The 15,831-nt window shown below is 70.9% G+C and carries 12 protein-coding genes; 4 read left to right on the forward strand and 8 right to left on the reverse strand.

Features of this window, described 5'->3' with window-relative positions; genetic code table 11:
- Positions 1 to 16: 16 nt before the first annotated feature.
- From glpK to ACZ7L1_RS23985, 5 genes are all read right to left on the reverse strand, one after another.
- A complete protein-coding gene (gene glpK, locus ACZ7L1_RS23965; RefSeq protein ID WP_471439971.1) occupies positions 17 to 1,537 on the reverse strand; it encodes a glycerol kinase GlpK in 1,521 nt (506 codons plus the stop codon).
- Positions 1,538 to 1,558: 21 nt separating this feature from the next.
- Positions 1,559 to 2,317, reverse strand: a complete 759-nt coding sequence (locus ACZ7L1_RS23970; RefSeq protein ID WP_471439973.1) for an MIP/aquaporin family protein — start codon at positions 2,315 to 2,317, stop codon at positions 1,559 to 1,561.
- 337 nt (positions 2,318 to 2,654) lie between these two features.
- Positions 2,655 to 4,289, reverse strand: coding sequence for an EAL domain-containing protein (locus ACZ7L1_RS23975; protein ID WP_471439975.1), 1,635 nt, complete (start codon positions 4,287 to 4,289; stop codon positions 2,655 to 2,657).
- A gap of 98 nt (positions 4,290 to 4,387) precedes the next feature.
- Positions 4,388 to 5,578: a lipid-transfer protein gene (locus ACZ7L1_RS23980; protein ID WP_471439998.1), complete on the reverse strand. Its 1,191-nt coding sequence runs from the start codon at positions 5,576 to 5,578 to the stop codon at positions 4,388 to 4,390.
- Complete coding sequence (locus tag ACZ7L1_RS23985; RefSeq protein WP_471439999.1) at positions 5,575 to 6,000, reverse strand: Zn-ribbon domain-containing OB-fold protein; 426 nt, start codon at positions 5,998 to 6,000, stop codon at positions 5,575 to 5,577. The genes ACZ7L1_RS23980 and ACZ7L1_RS23985 overlap by 4 nt, the downstream gene beginning before the upstream one ends.
- A gap of 152 nt (positions 6,001 to 6,152) precedes the next feature.
- Between ACZ7L1_RS23985 and ACZ7L1_RS23990 the strand changes: the two genes are divergently transcribed.
- Both ACZ7L1_RS23990 and ACZ7L1_RS23995 read left to right on the forward strand, forming a co-directional pair.
- Complete coding sequence (locus tag ACZ7L1_RS23990) at positions 6,153 to 6,962, forward strand: M15 family metallopeptidase (protein ID WP_471439977.1); 810 nt, start codon at positions 6,153 to 6,155, stop codon at positions 6,960 to 6,962.
- Between the two features lie 47 nt (positions 6,963 to 7,009).
- Positions 7,010 to 7,549 carry an NUDIX domain-containing protein gene (locus ACZ7L1_RS23995; protein ID WP_471439979.1) on the forward strand — a complete coding sequence of 180 codons (540 nt, stop codon included), beginning with the start codon at positions 7,010 to 7,012 and terminating at the stop codon, positions 7,547 to 7,549.
- Positions 7,550 to 7,593: 44 nt separating this feature from the next.
- On the opposite strand, the gene ACZ7L1_RS24000 is transcribed toward ACZ7L1_RS23995, so the two are convergent.
- Positions 7,594 to 9,960 (reverse strand): glycoside hydrolase family 31 protein, encoded by a 2,367-nt coding sequence (locus ACZ7L1_RS24000; RefSeq protein ID WP_471439980.1) that lies wholly within the window; start codon positions 9,958 to 9,960, stop codon positions 7,594 to 7,596.
- Between the two features lie 213 nt (positions 9,961 to 10,173).
- Here ACZ7L1_RS24000 and ACZ7L1_RS24005 point away from each other — a divergent pair, with 213 nt between their 5' ends.
- Positions 10,174 to 12,141 carry an acetoacetate--CoA ligase gene (locus tag ACZ7L1_RS24005; RefSeq protein ID WP_471439982.1) on the forward strand — a complete coding sequence of 656 codons (1,968 nt, stop codon included), beginning with the start codon at positions 10,174 to 10,176 and terminating at the stop codon, positions 12,139 to 12,141.
- A gap of 112 nt (positions 12,142 to 12,253) precedes the next feature.
- Positions 12,254 to 13,147: a hypothetical protein gene (locus ACZ7L1_RS24010; RefSeq protein WP_471439983.1), complete on the forward strand. Its 894-nt coding sequence runs from the start codon at positions 12,254 to 12,256 to the stop codon at positions 13,145 to 13,147.
- 73 nt (positions 13,148 to 13,220) lie between these two features.
- Here ACZ7L1_RS24010 and ptsP read toward each other — a convergent pair whose 3' ends face one another.
- Together ptsP and ACZ7L1_RS24020 are read right to left on the reverse strand one after the other, a co-directional pair.
- Positions 13,221 to 14,891, reverse strand: coding sequence for a phosphoenolpyruvate--protein phosphotransferase (gene ptsP, locus ACZ7L1_RS24015; RefSeq protein ID WP_471439985.1), 1,671 nt, complete (start codon positions 14,889 to 14,891; stop codon positions 13,221 to 13,223).
- A 79-nt stretch (positions 14,892 to 14,970) separates the two neighbouring features.
- A complete protein-coding gene (locus ACZ7L1_RS24020; RefSeq protein ID WP_389000811.1) occupies positions 14,971 to 15,420 on the reverse strand; it encodes a PTS sugar transporter subunit IIA in 450 nt (149 codons plus the stop codon).
- Between the last annotated feature and the right edge of the window lie 411 nt (positions 15,421 to 15,831).

Consider the following 15,831-nt stretch of genomic DNA (forward strand, 5'->3'; position numbering starts at 1 on the left):
CGCGTTGACGTGCGGGTCAGTCCGCCTCGTCCTCCTGCCAGCCGAAGCTCTTCTCCACGGCCTTGCGCCAGTTGCGGTACTCCCGGTCGCGGACCGACGCCTCCATGACGGGCGTCCACTCGACGTCCTTCTGCCAGTGCGACTTCAGCTCGTCGAGGCCGTCCCACACCCCGGTCGCGAGGCCGGCCGCGTACGCGGCGCCCAGGCAGGTCGTCTCGGACACCTTCGGCCGGATCACCGGCACGCCGAGCACGTCCGCCTGGTGCTGCATCAGCAGGTTGTTCTTCGTCATGCCGCCGTCGACCTTCAGGGTGGTGATCGGCACCCCGGAGTCCTGGTACATGGCGTCCACGACCTCACGCGTCTGCCAGCTCGTCGCCTCCAGCACCGCCCGCGCCAGGTGTGCCTTGGTGACGTAGCGGGTGAGCCCGGTGACCACCCCGCGCGCGTCGGAGCGCCAGTAGGGGGCGAACAGGCCGGAGAAGGCGGGCACGATGTACGCCCCGCCGTTGTCGTCGACGCTCGCCGCCAGCGTCTCGATCTCGTCCGCGGTGCGGATGATGCCGAGCTGGTCGCGGAACCACTGCACCAGCGCACCGGTGATCGCGATCGACCCCTCCAGGCAGTAGACCGGCGCTTCGTCACCGATCTTGTAGCCCATGGTCGTCAGCAGCCCGTTCTTCGACGGCACCGGCCGGTTGCCGGTGTTGAGCAGCAGGAAGCTGCCCGTGCCGTAGGTGTTCTTCGCCGTCCCCATGTCGTAGCACGCCTGCCCGAAAACCGCAGCCTGCTGGTCGCCCAGCGCGGAGGCGACGGGGACGCCCGCGAGTTGGCCGACAGCCCTCCCGTACACCTCGGAGGAGGACCTGATCTCCGGAAGGATCGCCTCCGGGACGTTCATGGCGGACAGGATGGAGGGATCCCACTGGAGCGTCTGAAGGTTCATCAGCATCGTGCGCCCCGCGTTGGTGACATCGGTGACGTGCCGTCCGCCGTCCGTGCCGCCGGTCAGGTTCCAGATCAGCCAGGAGTCGATGGTGCCGAACGCGATCTCGCCACGCTCGGCTCGTGCCCTGAGCCCGGGCACGTTGTCCAGCAGCCAGGCCGCCTTGGGCCCGGAGAAGTAACTCGCCAGCGGTAGCCCGGTCTGCTCGCGGAAACGGTCCTGCCCGTCGGGACCTCCGAGTTCGTTGCACAGCGCGGCAGTCCGGGTGTCCTGCCAGACGATCGCGTTGTGCACGGGCTTGCCCGTGGCGCGGTCCCACAGGACCGTGGTCTCGCGCTGGTTGGTGATGCCGAGCGCGGCTATCTGGTCGGCGCGCAGCCCGGCCTTGGCGATCGCGCCCGCGACCACCGCCTGCACCTTGGACCAGATCTCCGTGGCGTCGTGCTCCACCCAGCCCGGCTTGGGGAAGATCTGGCGGTGTTCGCGCTGGTCCACGGCGACGATCCCGCCGCTGTGGTCGAAGACGATGCAGCGGCTGGATGTGGTGCCCTGGTCGATAGCGGCGACGTACTTGCGGTCGTGGTCCGTCATGACGTCCCCTTCGTCAAAGGGTCAGAAGGCTGCTTTGTACACAAGGGCCGACAGCGCACCGCCGATCAGCGGTCCTACCACCGGGATCCAGGCGTAGCCCCAGTCCGACCCGCCCTTGTTGGGGATCGGCAGCAGGGCGTGGGTGATGCGCGGGCCGAGGTCCCGGGCGGGATTGATCGCGTATCCGGTGGGCCCGCCGAGGGAGAGGCCGATACCGACGACGAGCAGGGAGACGAGCAGGATGCCGATGCCCGAGCCGTACGCCGTCGTGCCGGGGATGATGCCGACGCCGGTGCCGAGGTTTTTGCCGAAGAACAGGATGGGCAGCACCAGAGCCACGGTCGCGAGGATCTCGGTGATCAGGTTCGCGACCGGATTTCGGATCTCCGGGGCGGTGGAGAAGATCCCGAGCGTGGGCTGGGCCCTGTCCTCCTCGGCGTTCGCCTGGAACTGGGCGAAGTAGACGAGCCAGGTCAGCACGGCGCCGAGGATCGCGCCCGCCATCTGGCCCAGCAGGTAGTACGGGACGTCTTCCCATCTGGTGATGCCGGCGATGGCGAGGCCGATGGTCACCGCCGGGTTGAGGTGTCCGCCGGACTTGGAGGCGGCGGTGTAGGCGCCCGCGAGGACGCCGAAGCCCCAGCCGAAGGCGATGACGACCCAGCCCGCGCCTTTCGCCTTGGAGTAGTGCAGGGTGACGGCGGCGCAGACTCCCGCGCCGAACAGGATGAGTATGGCCGTGCCGATCAACTCGCCGACGAAGATGCTTGCATGCGTCATGGCGGCTCCTAGGCCCTCGCCCGGGGTCCGTCCGGCCCCGTGTCGGTCCTCCGTGCAGGGTTGCGCTTCCCTTGGCGACTTCAGCCGAAGGCAGGGAGGGTCCCGAACCCCGCCCGGCGTCCGCGACGAGCGTGCCTGTGCAGCGGAACCGCCTGTGGGGGACAACCCGTTGGTGCCGGTGTGGGCCTCGGGCCGCATGACCGAATACGCCCGAATGCGGCGATGCCGACTGACATCCGGAAGTTTTCTCCCGCACCCACGCAGCGTCAAGGCAGGCGACGTAAACGGTGGGCAGGCGTCCGCAGGATCGGGGAGAGCAGGCGGGCGTGACGTGGTGTCAGCGGCCGCCCGGCACGCCCGCCGGAGCCGGGAGCGAGCCGCGGCGGATCTCGTGGCCCGGCAGACCAGCCCGGCCCAGGACCCAACTCGCGCCGCTCAGCGCCTTCGCCGCCTGTTTGAGGGGGGCCAGACACGCCGCCGCCTGACGGTGGTCGGTCACACTGCCCGGTGCGCACACGACCGTGGCCAGCGACAACGTGACCGTGCGCCCGCCCGCCGACCAAGGGGCGTCCAGCACCGACGCCGCCAGCGGATCGAGCCTCTCCGGATCGGCCAGCACCAGGAAGTCGTCCCCGCCGATGTGCCCCACCCGGGTGCTCTCCGACGCCGCGCCCTGCAACGCCCGCCCGACCGCACGGATGAGCTCGTCACCGGCGGCGAACCCCGCCCCGTCGTTGACCTGCTTGAAGTGGTCGACGTCCAGCCAGCTCAGCGCGAACACCCGTCCGTCCGCGATCCGCCGGTCCACCTCACCGGTGATCGCGTCCGACCCGGGCAGCCGGGTCAGGGGATTGAGCCCCGCTGCCTCCTCGACCCGGCTCTCGGCCAGCGCCCGTACGAGGTCCGCGAGTCGTACGACGCCCACACACCTCCCCTGACGGTCGACCACCGCCACGTCGTCCGAGGTGCGGTCCCGCTCGCCGTCCGCGACCACGTCGAGCACCTCCCAGGCCGTGGCTCCGATGCCGACCGTGCGCGGCGGATCACCCAGCTTCGCGGCGGGCCGGTCGGCGTACAGCGCATGCCCGTACCGCCCCGACATCGACAGCAGGAACCGTGAACGGTGCACCGATCGGACCGGCACCCCGGCCCGGTCCACCAGCAGCACACCGGACACCTCCGGTGACCCGGTGAGCAGCGCCCGCACCTGCCCGGCCGAGGCCGTCACGGGCAGCAGCGCGGCGGGTCGCAGGAACTGCCGCACCGACGGCCCGGTACGCGGGGTCGGCGGCACGGAAGGGGCCGTCACCGGAACGTACACGTCCACGGCAGGCCGCCGGGACGGCGGCGCGAACAGATCACCCTGTGCCAACTGCGCGCCCGCCGCCCGTACCGCCGCACACTGCGTCTCGGTCTCCACACCTTCGACCGACAGCAACGCGCCCAGCTGCTCGCACAGCGTCCGCATGGCCCGCACGGCGGCCGGCCGGGTCAGCAGGGAGGCGTCGAGCTTCATCAGATCCGGCGCCATGTCCGCCAGCAGGCGCAGCGGTACGTCGCCGTCGCCGACTCCGTCCGCGCAGATCCGGAAACCCTCGTCGCGCAGCACGCCCACGGCGTCCAACAGGCCCCGGTGCGGTACGTGCGTGTACGGCGGACCGACGTCGACCGTCACCTCCCACGGCAACCGCCCCGCGTGGCGCACGGCCTGCCGCAGGGCGGTGAGGCCGCCGAGATCGGCGAGCGTCGCCGCGAACACGTTGACGTGCAGCGGCAGGAGGGTCTCCTTCCGCGCCGCCGCGCCGACCGCCAAGGCGGCCAGACTGCCGTCGAGTTCAGGGTCCCGGCGAGCCTGCGCGAGGACATCGCCGGTCTCCGGGCGCGCGAGGATCTCCAGTGCCGCCACCCCTCCGGTCGTCAGATTGACCACCGGCTGGAAGGCGAAGCGGATGCTGTCCGTCCAGGAGGGCACGGCAGCATGATGGCGTCGTCGGCGCTCGCCGAGGCCCAGTTCATGACCTGTTCACACAGCATTCCCGAGTGATCACGGAGAGTACGAGTGTCGCCGGGTCACCGCACCGCGATCACCGCGGACCCGTGTCCGAACAGCCCTTGGTTCGCGGTGATCCCGATCCGTGCTCCCGCCACCTGGCGCTCGCCCGCCTCACCCCGCAACTGCCAGGTCAGCTCGCACACCTGGGCGATCGCCTGCGCGGGGACGGCCTCACCGAAGGACGCCAGGCCGCCGCTCACGTTGACGGGTATGCGCCCGCCGAGCGCCGTGGCGCCCTCTCTCAGCAGCTTGGCCCCCTCGCCCTGTGCGCACAGCCCCAGGTCTTCGTACCACTGCAGTTCCAGGGCGGTGGACAGGTCGTAGACCTCGGCGAGGGAGAGGTCCTCGGGCCCGATCCCCGCCTCCTCGTAGGCGGCTCGAGCGATCGACGCGCGGAACGTCTCGGATGCCGGCTCGACCGCCACAGCCGAGTCCGTGGCGATGTCGGGCAGGTCCAGCACGGTGTTGGGAAAGCGCGGCGTCACCGTGGACACCGCCCGGATCCGCACCGGCCGCGCCGCTCCGTGCCGGTGCGCGAACTCCATGCTCGACAGGACGAGCGCCGCCCCGCCGTCCGAGGTCGCGCAGATGTCGAGGAGCCTCAGCGGGTCGGCCACCACCGCCGAGGCGGCGACCTCATCGGCGGTGACCCGCCTGCGGTACCGGGCGTTGGGATTGAGTGCTCCCATGGCCGCGTTCTTCACCTTGACCCGAGCGAAGTCGTCGACCGTGTCCCCTTGGACGGCCATCCGGCGACGGGCCTGCAGAGCGAAGTACGCCGGGTTGGTCGCCCCGAGGATCCGGAACCGCAGCCAGTCCGGATCGTCGGGCCGATCACCGCCCGCGGGGCGGAAGAACCCCTTGGGGGCCGAGTCGGCGCCGACCACCAGCACCACGTCCGCGAGCCCCGAAAGGATCTGAGCGCGTGCGGTGTCGACCGCCTGCGCCCCCGAGGCGCACGCCGCGTACACGCTCGTCACCCGCGCCCCCTGCCAGCCGAGCGCCTTCGCGAACGTCGCCCCCGCCACGTACCCGGGATAACCGCCCCGCACGGTGTCCGCGCCCACGATCGAGCCGACGTCCCGCCAGTCGACTTCTGCGTCGGTGAGCGCCGCCCGCGCGGCCGCCGTCCCGTACGCGACGAAGCCGCTTCCCCCTTTGCCCCACGGGTGCAGGCCCGCGCCGAGCACCGCCACGTCGTCCGTCATCCCGTCGCCCCCGTCGGCCGCCAGTGCCATGTCGTCCAGGTCGTCTGCGCGTCCTCGTGCAGCACACCGGGGACGACCTCCGCCGCCATGCCCACCGCCAGATCGGCGACGGCCACCCCCGGAACCGCCTGCCCGAGCACCACGATCCGCTCTGCTTCCAGTTCCACCGCGATCAACGCGTAGGGCCTCCACGGAAGTTCCGGATTCGTCACATAGGGTGACGGTGGTCGGTAGCGAGTGTCGGTGTAAGACCAGATTCGCCCCCGTTTGGAAAGTGACAGTTCGGTGAGGTCGCCGCCCTGGCAGCCGGGGTTGCGGCAGAAGGCGTCCTCGCGTGGAAAGAACACCGACCGGCAGGCGGAGCACCTTGTGCCGACAAGGCGGAAGCCTTCTCCCTCACCCGTGAACCATCCGGCCACCACCGGGGTGCGGATGCGCGACATGGCCCCTCCCGAGCACTGTTTCTGACGGGACGTCAGGAGTCTGCCACGTGCTCCGGGAATTCGGCAGAGGCGCCGCAGAACGGCCCAGGCGTTCTTCCCCCGCCGAAGCTCGACTGATAAATGCAAGGGACATGCCACGTCTCTCGGTCGTCGTACGAAGCCTGGTCACCGCGCTCGCCGCGCTCCTCGCCGCCGTCTCAGCCTCGGCCACCGCCCCGGCCGCGCCGCAGCCCAAGGCGCCGTCGGACTTCGTCGCGCTGAGATCCGTGGACCCGACGATCCTCGAGGAGATCCGGTACTTCACCCCGCACAACTTCGTCGGCGAGCGCATCGACGGCTACCAACAGCCCCTGTGCATCCTCACCCGCCCGGCCGCCGAAGCGCTCCACAAGGCACAGATCAAACTGGTGCGCGAGGGCTACACGCTCAAGGTCTACGACTGCTACCGGCCGCAACGCGCCGTCGACCACTTCGTGCGCTGGGCGAAGGACCTCGACGACGAGAGGATGAAGGGCGAGTTCTATCCGCGGGTCGACAAGACCCGCCTGTTCGCGGACGGTTACATCGCGGAGAAGTCCGGGCACAGCCGCGGATCCACCATGGACCTGACGATCGTCCGACTGCCCGCCAGGCCGACCCGTCCCTACGTGCCCGGCCGGCCGCTCGTGCCCTGCTACGCGCCGAAGGCCGAGCGCTTTCCCGACAACTCCGTCGACATGGGCACGGGATTCGACTGCTTCGACACACTGGCCCACACGGACGACCCCCGGATCGTCGGCGAGCAGCGTGCCAACCGGCTGCTCCTGAAGCGCACCCTCGAGGGCCTCGACTTCGTCAACCTCGCCGAGGAGTGGTGGCACTACACCTTCAAGCCGGAGCCCTACCCGGACACCTACTTCGACTTCCCCGTGTCCATGAAGTCGCTGACGTCCGCCCCTTGAGCGGCCCCCGGAAGACGCCGCACAGATGATCGGATACAGTCCGCCACGTGTCCGAATCCCCGATTCCGTCCGCCGTCGACTCCGTGCCGGACTCCCACTGTTCGAGCTGCGGAGCGCCCTACGGAGAGGGCATCTCCGGCTGGCCCCGCACCTGCGCCGCCTGCGGCACGGTGGCCTACCGCAACCCGCTGCCCGTCGCGGTCGCCCTCCAGCCCGTGTACGACACCACGGGCACGTCCCTCGTGGTCATCACCCGGACCATCCCGCCCGCGCGTGGGGGTATCGCCCTGCCCGGAGGGTTCATCGACCAACGGGAGGACTGGCGGCACGCCGTCGTCCGGGAGCTGAAGGAGGAGACCGGCATCGGCGCCGCCGCCCGCGATGTGCGGCTCGTCGACGCGATGAGCTCGCCCGACGGCCACCTGCTGCTGTTCGGCCTTCTCCCGGAGCGTCCGGCCGCGGACCTGCCCCCGTCCACCGGCACGGACGAGACGGAAGGCTGGCAGCTCCTGCGCCGACCCGTCGAACTCGCCTTCCCCCTGCACACGCTGGCAGTGCGGGGATGGTTCGAGGGCCGCTACGTGTGAGCCCGTGGGACGCGCAGCACCGCCTCGCGTGCGTCCCGCCCTGGTCACGCGTGGTCCAGGCCTCGTACCCGCACCGGATACGCGGGATCGCTGCGGCCTTCGTCCGTCTCCCGCCGGACCACCACCCGGCGCCCCTTCCATCGCGTCACATAGCGCTCGATCTCCGGATCCTCCCAGCCGTCGCCCGCGTCCGGCACCACCGTCCCGCCCCCGGACCGCCCCCGCGCGGGCGCCCAGACCTCCAGCTCCAGGTCCCCGTCGGCCCCCCGTACCGGCAGGACGGTGCCCGCACGCGCGAACACCGGAATACGCCCGGGGGGCGCGTCGACCACCACGTGGCCCGGCCCTTCGTACACCGCCTCGGTCACCGTGTCGTACCAGCGGCCCGGCGGCAGCAGCACCGCCCGCCGGACCGCGCGGGCCTCCAGCACCGGTGCCACCAGGAGGCTCTCGCCGAGCAGGAAGGCGTCCTCGCAGTCCCTCAGCGCCCTGACCTCGGGCGCGCCCCACCACAGGGGCCGCACATAGGGCGCACCCGTGCGGTGCGCCAGATGCGCCAGGGTGACGAAGTACGGCAGTAGCCGCCGCCGCTCGGCGAGCACCCCGCGCGCGTGCTCCAGAACGTCGTCACCGAACTCCCAGGGCTCCCGTCGCCCGGCGCGGGGACTGGCGTGTGTCCGGAACAGCGGCAAGTAGGAGGCGAGCTGGAACCAGCGCAGATACAGCTCCGGCGACGGACTCCCGTCGAAGCCGCCGACGTCCGGCCCGGAGTACGGCACACCGCACAGCCCGAGTCCCATCACCAGCGACAGCGAGGCGCGCAGCCCCGGCCAGCCCGTGGCCACGTCCCCTGACCATGTCCCGCCGTAGCGCTGCATGCCGGCCCACCCGGAGCGCGAGAAGAGGAACGGCCGCTGATCCGGGACGAGGTCACGCAGCCCCTCGTACGCGGCCCTCGCCATGCACAGGGCGTACACGTTGTGGGCCTCCCGGTGGTCACCGCCACGGCCCTCCAACGCGTGCCGGGCCGAGCGCGGCAGGGTGTTCTCGCCGAAGGCCGTGAACGACACCGGCTCGTTCATGTCGTGCCAGAACCCCGCGAAGCCCTGGGCGAGGCGCTCCTGATAGAGCCCGCCCCACCACTCACGCACGCTCGCGTGCGTGAAGTCCGGGTACACGGTCTCGCCGGGCCACGCCACCCCTTCCACCGGTCGCCCCGACGCGTCCCGCAGGAACGCGTCCTTCGCGCGCCCGCTGTCGTACACGGGATCGCCCGGCTCGGCCTTGACCGCGGGGTCGACGATCGACACCAGGCGGATCCCGTCCCGGCGCAGATCCTCGGCCAGCACCGGCAGCTTCGGGAAGCGGTCCCGGTCGACCGAGAACACCCGGTGGCCGTCGAGGTGATCGATGTCGAGATGGACGGCATCGAGCGGAAGGCCGTGCTCCGCGTAGCCGGCGACGATCCGGCGCACCTCCTGCTCACTGCCGAAACCCCACCGCGCGTGATGGTGCCCCAGTGCCCAGGCCGGCGGCACCGCCGGCACCCCGGTCAGCGACGCCCAGACGCGCAGCACGCGCGCGGGGGTGCCGACCATCACCCAGCAGCGCAGCGGCCCGCCGTCCATCCGCACCTCACAGGCTCCCACCCGGTCGTGCCCCGAGCCCGCACCCTCCTCACCCTCACGCAACGTCACCGTGCCGTCCCACGAGGTGTCGTGGAAGACCAGATGCGTGCCCGCGTCGGCCACCACCATCTGGACCGGCATGGTGATGTACAGGGGGTCGTCGCCGGGCCCGAACGGCCGCCCCGGGTCCGTGTTCCACAGCCGGTACGTCCCGTCGCGCAGTCGCGGCCCCCCGACCCGGCCCCCGAGCCCGAAGAACCGCGCGTCGGGCGCCACTTCGGCCCGCTGCATCCAGCGTGCGCCACCCCCGTCCGCCGGCTCCCACCACCGGGGCGGCAGATCCCGGCGCAGGGTCACCCCACCGGGCGTGCACACCTCGATCGCTCCGTGGCGCGACACCACGACCGTGACACGCTCCGCCACGACACGCCAGCCGCCGTCCTTGTCCGGCTCCAGCACCGCCCGCGGATCCGGCTCGGGACAGCGGCCCGCGAGGGCGTAGGACGGCTCCGGCGCCACCCCGTCCCAGCCCCAGAACACGGCCCCGTTCACGGCGACCATGACCCGCAGCTCGGTGCGCGCGAACCGCACGACACCCCCACCCGGACCGGGCTCCACGTCCCGCACGGGCCCGGGTACCCGCGCCCGCTCCGCCCCCCGCCGCGGCAACCCGGTGGCATCGGCACGCCGCCTGCGCCAGGCGGCCCGCACGGTGCGCAGGCCCCCTGCCGCACCCCCCGAACCGACCGCTTTCACCGAACGCACCAGGTCATGACCGTCCATGCTGCTCACCCTGCCACTGACGCCCTCGTACAGGGGTACCGTTCAACTGCCGTTCACCTGTGTTCTGAGCACAGCTTCGCGATGCCGACTATGTGGGGCACACCCTGGTGCAGAAGTCGATCACATGGCATCGTCCGTGTCAGCCGCGTGACGCGCACACCCCAGCACGTGCGCGGACCACGCACACGACGCGCACAGTCCGGGAGCCGCCCCATGACCTCAGCGAACCCCACGCCTCTCTGGCAGCCCGACGCCGACCGCATCGCCCGGGCACAGATCACCCGGTTCCAGGCCTGGGCGGCCGAACGCCACGGAGCACCCGCCGAGGGCGGCTACCCGGCGCTGCACCGCTGGTCGGTGAAGGAGCTGGCGACCTTCTGGAAGGCCGTCACGGAGTGGTTCGACGTACGGTTCTCCACGCCCTACGCGCGCGTGCTCGGCAACCCTTCCATGCCGGGCGCCGAATGGTTCCCCGGGGCGACCCTGAACTACGCCGAACACGCCCTGCGCGCGGCAGCCACCCGAGCCGACGACCCCGCGCTGCTGGCCGTCGACGAGACCCACGAGCCCCGCCCGGTCACCTGGTCCGAGCTGCGCCGCCAGGTCGGCTCCCTCGCCGCCGAACTGCGCGCCCTCGGCGTACGCCCCGGAGACCGCGTCAGCGGCTACCTGCCCAACATCCCCGAGGCCGTCGTCGCCCTCCTGGCCACGGCCGCCGTCGGCGGCGTGTGGACCTCCTGCGCACCCGACTTCGGAGCCCGCAGCGTTCTGGACCGCTTCCAGCAGGTCGAACCGGTCGTCCTGATCACGGTCGACGGCTACCGCTACGGCGGCAAGGAGCACGACCGCCGCGAGACCGTCGCCGAACTCCGCCGCGAACTGCCCACTCTGCGGGCCGTCGTCCACATCCCGCTGCTCGGCACCGACGCCCCCGAAGGCGCACTGGAGTGGTCGGCCCTGACCTCGGAGGACGTCGAGCCCGTCTTCGAGCAGGTCCCGTTCGACCACCCGCTGTGGGTGCTGTACTCCTCGGGCACCACGGGCCTGCCCAAGGCCATCGTCCAGTCCCAGGGCGGCATCCTGATCGAGCACCTCAAGCAGCTCGGCCTGCACTGCGACCTCGGCCCCGAAAGCCGCCTCTTCTGGTACACGTCCACCGGCTGGATGATGTGGAACTTCCTCGTCTCCGGCCTGCTGACGGGCACCACGATCGTCCTGTACGACGGCAGCCCCGGCCACCCCGGCACCGGCGCCCAGTGGCGCGTCGCCGAACGCACCGGGGCCACACTCTTCGGCACGTCCGCCGCGTACGTCATGGCCTGCCGCAAGGCGGGCGTGCACCCGGCCCGCGACCACGACCTCACGAGGGTGCAGTGCGTGGCCACCACCGGCTCGCCGCTGCCACCGGACGGCTTCGCCTGGCTGCACGACGAGGTGCGCGAGGACCTGTGGATCGCCTCCGTCAGCGGCGGCACCGACGTGTGCTCCTGCTTCGCGGGAGCCGTACCGACTCTTCCCGTGTACATCGGGGAACTCCAGGCGCCTGGCCTCGGCACCGACCTGCAGTCGTGGGACCCCAGCGGCAAGCCCCTCATCGACGAGGTCGGCGAGTTGGTCGTCACCAACCCGATGCCCTCCATGCCGATCCGCTTCTGGAACGACCCCGACGGCAGCCGCTACCACGAAAGCTACTTCGCCATGTATCCCGGAGTGTGGCGCCACGGCGACTGGATCACCGTCACCTCCCACGGTTCCGTGATCATCCACGGCCGCTCGGACTCCACGCTCAACCGCCAGGGCGTCCGCATGGGGTCGGCCGACATCTACGAAGCCGTCGAACGCCTCCCCGAGATCAGGGAGTCCCTCGTCATCGGCATCGAACAGTCCGACGGCGGCTACTGGATGCCCCTGTTCGTCCACCTCGCCCCCGGGGCCGTCCTGGACGACGCCTTGCTGAACCGCATCAAACAGACCATCCGCGAACAGCTCTCACCGCGCCACGTCCCCGACGAGATCATCGAAGTCCCGGGCGTCCCGCACACCCTCACGGGCAAGCGCATAGAAGTCCCGGTCAAACGCCTCCTGCAGGGCGCCCCGTTGGAAAAGGCCGTCAACCCGGGCTCCATCGACAACCTCGACCTGCTCCACTTCTACGAGGACCTGGCCCGCAAACGCGCCTGACGCACCCCGTCCCGCCCCCGTGACGGCCTGCCGGCCACCTCGACCGGCAGGCCGTTGTCAGTGCCGCCCGTTACGTTGAGTGAGGAAAAAATCACTGTACGTAGGGGGAATCATGCCGCACACCGAGCAGCGGGCCATGCGACGCGTCCTGCGCCGTGAGATCGCCGGCACCATCGGCCTGTTGACCGACGAACACGACTTCACCGCGATGCGGCGCTACCGCACCTTCACCTTCGAGGACCACACGACCTACCTGCAGCAGGTGGAAGCCCTGCTCAGGACCCTCGCCGCGCAGGGCAGCCACACGACGGTCGCCCTCTTCGACCCCGAGGAGTACGCGCAGTTCTGCGCCCACAACGGCCTGGAACCGGACGCCCCGTCCAGCCGCACCCGCTTCACCGCGGAACTGGCCGCCACCGGACCAACCCTCCCGTACGAAGGACAACCCCTGGCCGAACTCGTCCCCGACCTGATCGACGAGGCAGTACGGCAGGCCACCTGGCAGTACGCGACCCATGTGCTGGCCCGGCTGGGCGCGTGCGCCTCCTGCGGCGAGGACATCGGGCGCTCAGCCTTCGCGCACGCCTCCCACCTCGTCGCCCGCATCCTCGACACCGCGAGCCCCGGTCACCGACACCTCGTGTGCAGCGTCTCGGCCGCACCCGAGACACTCGTCGCCGTGCTCCACGCGGACGAGGACCCCGACGGCACGGCCCACCTCGACGAGACCGAGGCACTGGAATTCACCAGCGTCCTCGCCCTGGGCATCGCCACCCACAGCGCCGGCGGTCTCGTCATGCGCACCACAGCGCCCGGCAGCCCCGACCGTGTCTACGGGTGGCGCCTGCGCGGCGAACGACTGGAACCACTCACCGCCGCAGAGGTCTTCGACGCCTACTGCACCGACATCGAGTCCGGCGACTTGGTCTCGCCCGAATCCGGTGTCGACTACTGCACCCCACCCGACCTCGGAGACGACGGCCGCACACCCGGCCACACCCATTGAACGAGTAAGGGGCGCCCCACCAGAAGGCGGAGCGCCCCTCGCCGCACGACACCGGGACGACGGCGCGTGCCGACTACTCGCCGGACAGCACCGCCTGAGCCGCCCTGCGCGCCTCGTCGGCGGTGTCCGCGGCACGCGCCGCCGCGGCGGCACGCTCGCACTGCGCCAGCGTGTACTTCGCCAACGTCGCCCGGACATAGGGAATCGACGCAGCGCCCATGGACAAGGAGGTGACGCCCAGACCGGTCAGCACACACGCCAGCAGCGGATCCGACGCCGCCTCACCGCAGACACCGCAGCTCTTGCCCTCGGCCTTCGCCGCGTCCGCGGACAGCGCGACCAGGTCGAGCAGCGCCGGCTGCCACGGATCCTGCAGACGCGACACCGCTCCCACCTGGCGGTCCGCGGCGAACGTGTACTGCGCGAGGTCGTTGGTTCCCAGAGACAGGAACTCGACCTCCTGCAGGATCGCGCGCGCCCGCAGCGCGGCCGACGGGATCTCCACCATGGCACCGAACTTCGCCCGCAGCCCGGCCTCACGGCACGCGTCCGCGAACGCCCTGGCGTCGGTGCGGTCGGCGACCATCGGCGCCATGACCTCGAGATAGACCGGCAGCCCCTCCGCGGCCTTCGCGAGCGCCGTCAGCTGAGTGCGCAGCACCTCCGGGTGGTCGAGCAGCGTCCGCAGACCGCGCACACCCAGCGCCGGGTTCGGCTCGTCCGCCGGAGTCAGGAAGTCCAGCGGTTTGTCCGCACCCGCGTCCAGCACCCGCACGACGACACGGCCCTCGGGGAACGCCTCGAGGACCTGCCGGTAGGCCTCGACCTGCTTCTCCTCGGACGGCGCCTTCTTGTTGTCGTCGAGGAACAGGAACTCCGTACGGAACAGACCGACGCCCTCGGCGCCCGCCTCGACAGCGGCCGGCACGTCCGCCGGACCACCTATGTTCGCCAGCAGCGGCACCTTGTGACCGTCGGCTGTGGCACCCGGCCCGGTCGAGGCCGCCAGCGCCGCCTTGCGCTCCGCCGCCGCGGCCTCCAGCTGCGCCTTCTTCTCGTCGCTCGGGTTCACGAATATCTCGCCCGTGCTGCCGTCGACGGCGATCATCGTGCCTTCGCCGAGCTCACCCGCACCCGGCAGTGCCACCACGGCGGGAACGCCGAGCGCCCGCGCCAGGATGGCGCTGTGGCTGGTCGGTCCGCCCTCCTCGGTGACGAAGCCGAGCACCAGGGACGGATCCAGCAGGGCGGTGTCCGCCGGCGCGAGATCCCGGGCGACCAGTACGTACGGGTCGTCGCTGTCCGGCACACCCGGCATGGGCACTCCGAGCAGACGGGCGACGATACGGTTCCGCACGTCGTCGAGGTCGGCCACACGCCCGGCGAGGTACTCCCCGGCGCCCGCCAGCAGCTCCCGGTACGCGGCGAACGCGTCGTACACCGCCCGCTCCGCCGTGCTGCCGACGGCTATGCGACGCTCCACATCGGCCATCAGCTCGGGGTCCTGGGCCATCATGGCCTGGGCCTCCAGCACCGCCTGCGCCTCGCCGCCCGCAAGATTGCCGCGCGCGACCAGATCGGCTGCCACAGCCTCCACGGCCTGGCGTGCGCGCCCCTGTTCACGCTCCGCCTCCCCCGCCGGGATCTGCTTCGCCGGGGGCTCGAGCACCGCCGTCCCCATGTGCCGAACCTCGCCGATCGCCACACCGTGGCTCACACCGACGCCTCGCAGCGTTGTCTCCATCTCACCCGTCTCCGAATCATGCGGTGGGTCCCGCCACCGCGATGGTTGTCTGTTGTGCCGCTCAGTCACGGCGCCGGCATCACTGCCAGGAGAAGAGCTGGTCGCCCGCCTTCACGTCGCCGTCCTCACGCAGACCGGACAGTGAGTCGGCCGTGGCCTCGAGCGCCACCACCGGGCACACCGGGGACTTGCCGGCCTGCTCGACGGCGGCCGGGTTCCAGCGCACGACGGCCTGACCACGCGTGACGGTGTCGCCCTTGTTGACGAGAAGCTCGAAGCCCTCACCGTTCAGCTGCACGGTGTCGATGCCCAGGTGGGTCAGGACGCCGTGTCCCTCTCCGTCAACCACGACGAAGGCGTGCGGATGAAGGGACACGATGACGCCGTCCACGGGGGAGACGGCCTCCACGGGTTCACGTACGGGGTCGATCGCCATGCCGGGTCCGACCATCGCTCCGGAGAACACGGGGTCGGGCACTGCGGCCAGTCCGATCGCACGTCCGGCGAGAGGGGACGTCACGGTGGTCATGGAAAGCCTCCCAGGGGTGGAGATCCGAACGGGCCGTCACTGCGTGTCCCGTACGGCGCACTGCGCAGCAGCGTATGTCATATGAACTGCCGGTTCCGCATGAGACGTACGGGTTGCGGGCCCTCGGAACGCGGCATGAGCGATTTGCACCCGCTCCCGGGCCGGTGTACAGTCGTACTCCTGCCTGGGGCGGAGCGATGCGACCGAGCGTCGTTGGCCGGGCAGCACCCAAACTTGTCAGATCCTATCTCGGGGTCCGTTTTGCATGTCTGCAGGGCGGTGGTCAGAGAGACGGAAAAACACTGATAGAGTTTGGAACACCGAAGGGAAGCGCCCGGAGGAAAGCCGAGAGAGTGAGTCTCTCCGGTGAGTACAAAGGAAGCGTCCGTTCCTTGAGAACTCAACAGCGTG

The organism is Streptomyces sp. NPDC107546, from assembly GCF_055639175.1.

Excerpts from the sequence above, each read along its gene's own strand:
- ACZ7L1_RS23990 (WP_471439977.1), top strand. The coding sequence starts at position 6,153 with ATGCCACGTCTCTCGGTCGTCGTACGAAGCCTGGTCACCGCGCTCGCC.
- ACZ7L1_RS24020 (WP_389000811.1), bottom strand. The coding sequence starts at position 15,420 with ATGACCACCGTGACGTCCCCTCTCGCCGGACGTGCGATCGGACTGGCC.
- ACZ7L1_RS24000 (WP_471439980.1), bottom strand. The coding sequence starts at position 9,960 with ATGGACGGTCATGACCTGGTGCGTTCGGTGAAAGCGGTCGGTTCGGGG.
- glpK (WP_471439971.1), bottom strand. The coding sequence starts at position 1,537 with ATGACGGACCACGACCGCAAGTACGTCGCCGCTATCGACCAGGGCACC.
- ACZ7L1_RS24005 (WP_471439982.1), top strand. The coding sequence starts at position 10,174 with ATGACCTCAGCGAACCCCACGCCTCTCTGGCAGCCCGACGCCGACCGC.
- ACZ7L1_RS23980 (WP_471439998.1), bottom strand. The coding sequence starts at position 5,578 with ATGACGGACGACGTGGCGGTGCTCGGCGCGGGCCTGCACCCGTGGGGC.
- ptsP (WP_471439985.1), bottom strand. The coding sequence starts at position 14,891 with ATGGAGACAACGCTGCGAGGCGTCGGTGTGAGCCACGGTGTGGCGATC.
- ACZ7L1_RS24010 (WP_471439983.1), top strand. The coding sequence starts at position 12,254 with ATGCCGCACACCGAGCAGCGGGCCATGCGACGCGTCCTGCGCCGTGAG.
- ACZ7L1_RS23970 (WP_471439973.1), bottom strand. The coding sequence starts at position 2,317 with ATGACGCATGCAAGCATCTTCGTCGGCGAGTTGATCGGCACGGCCATA.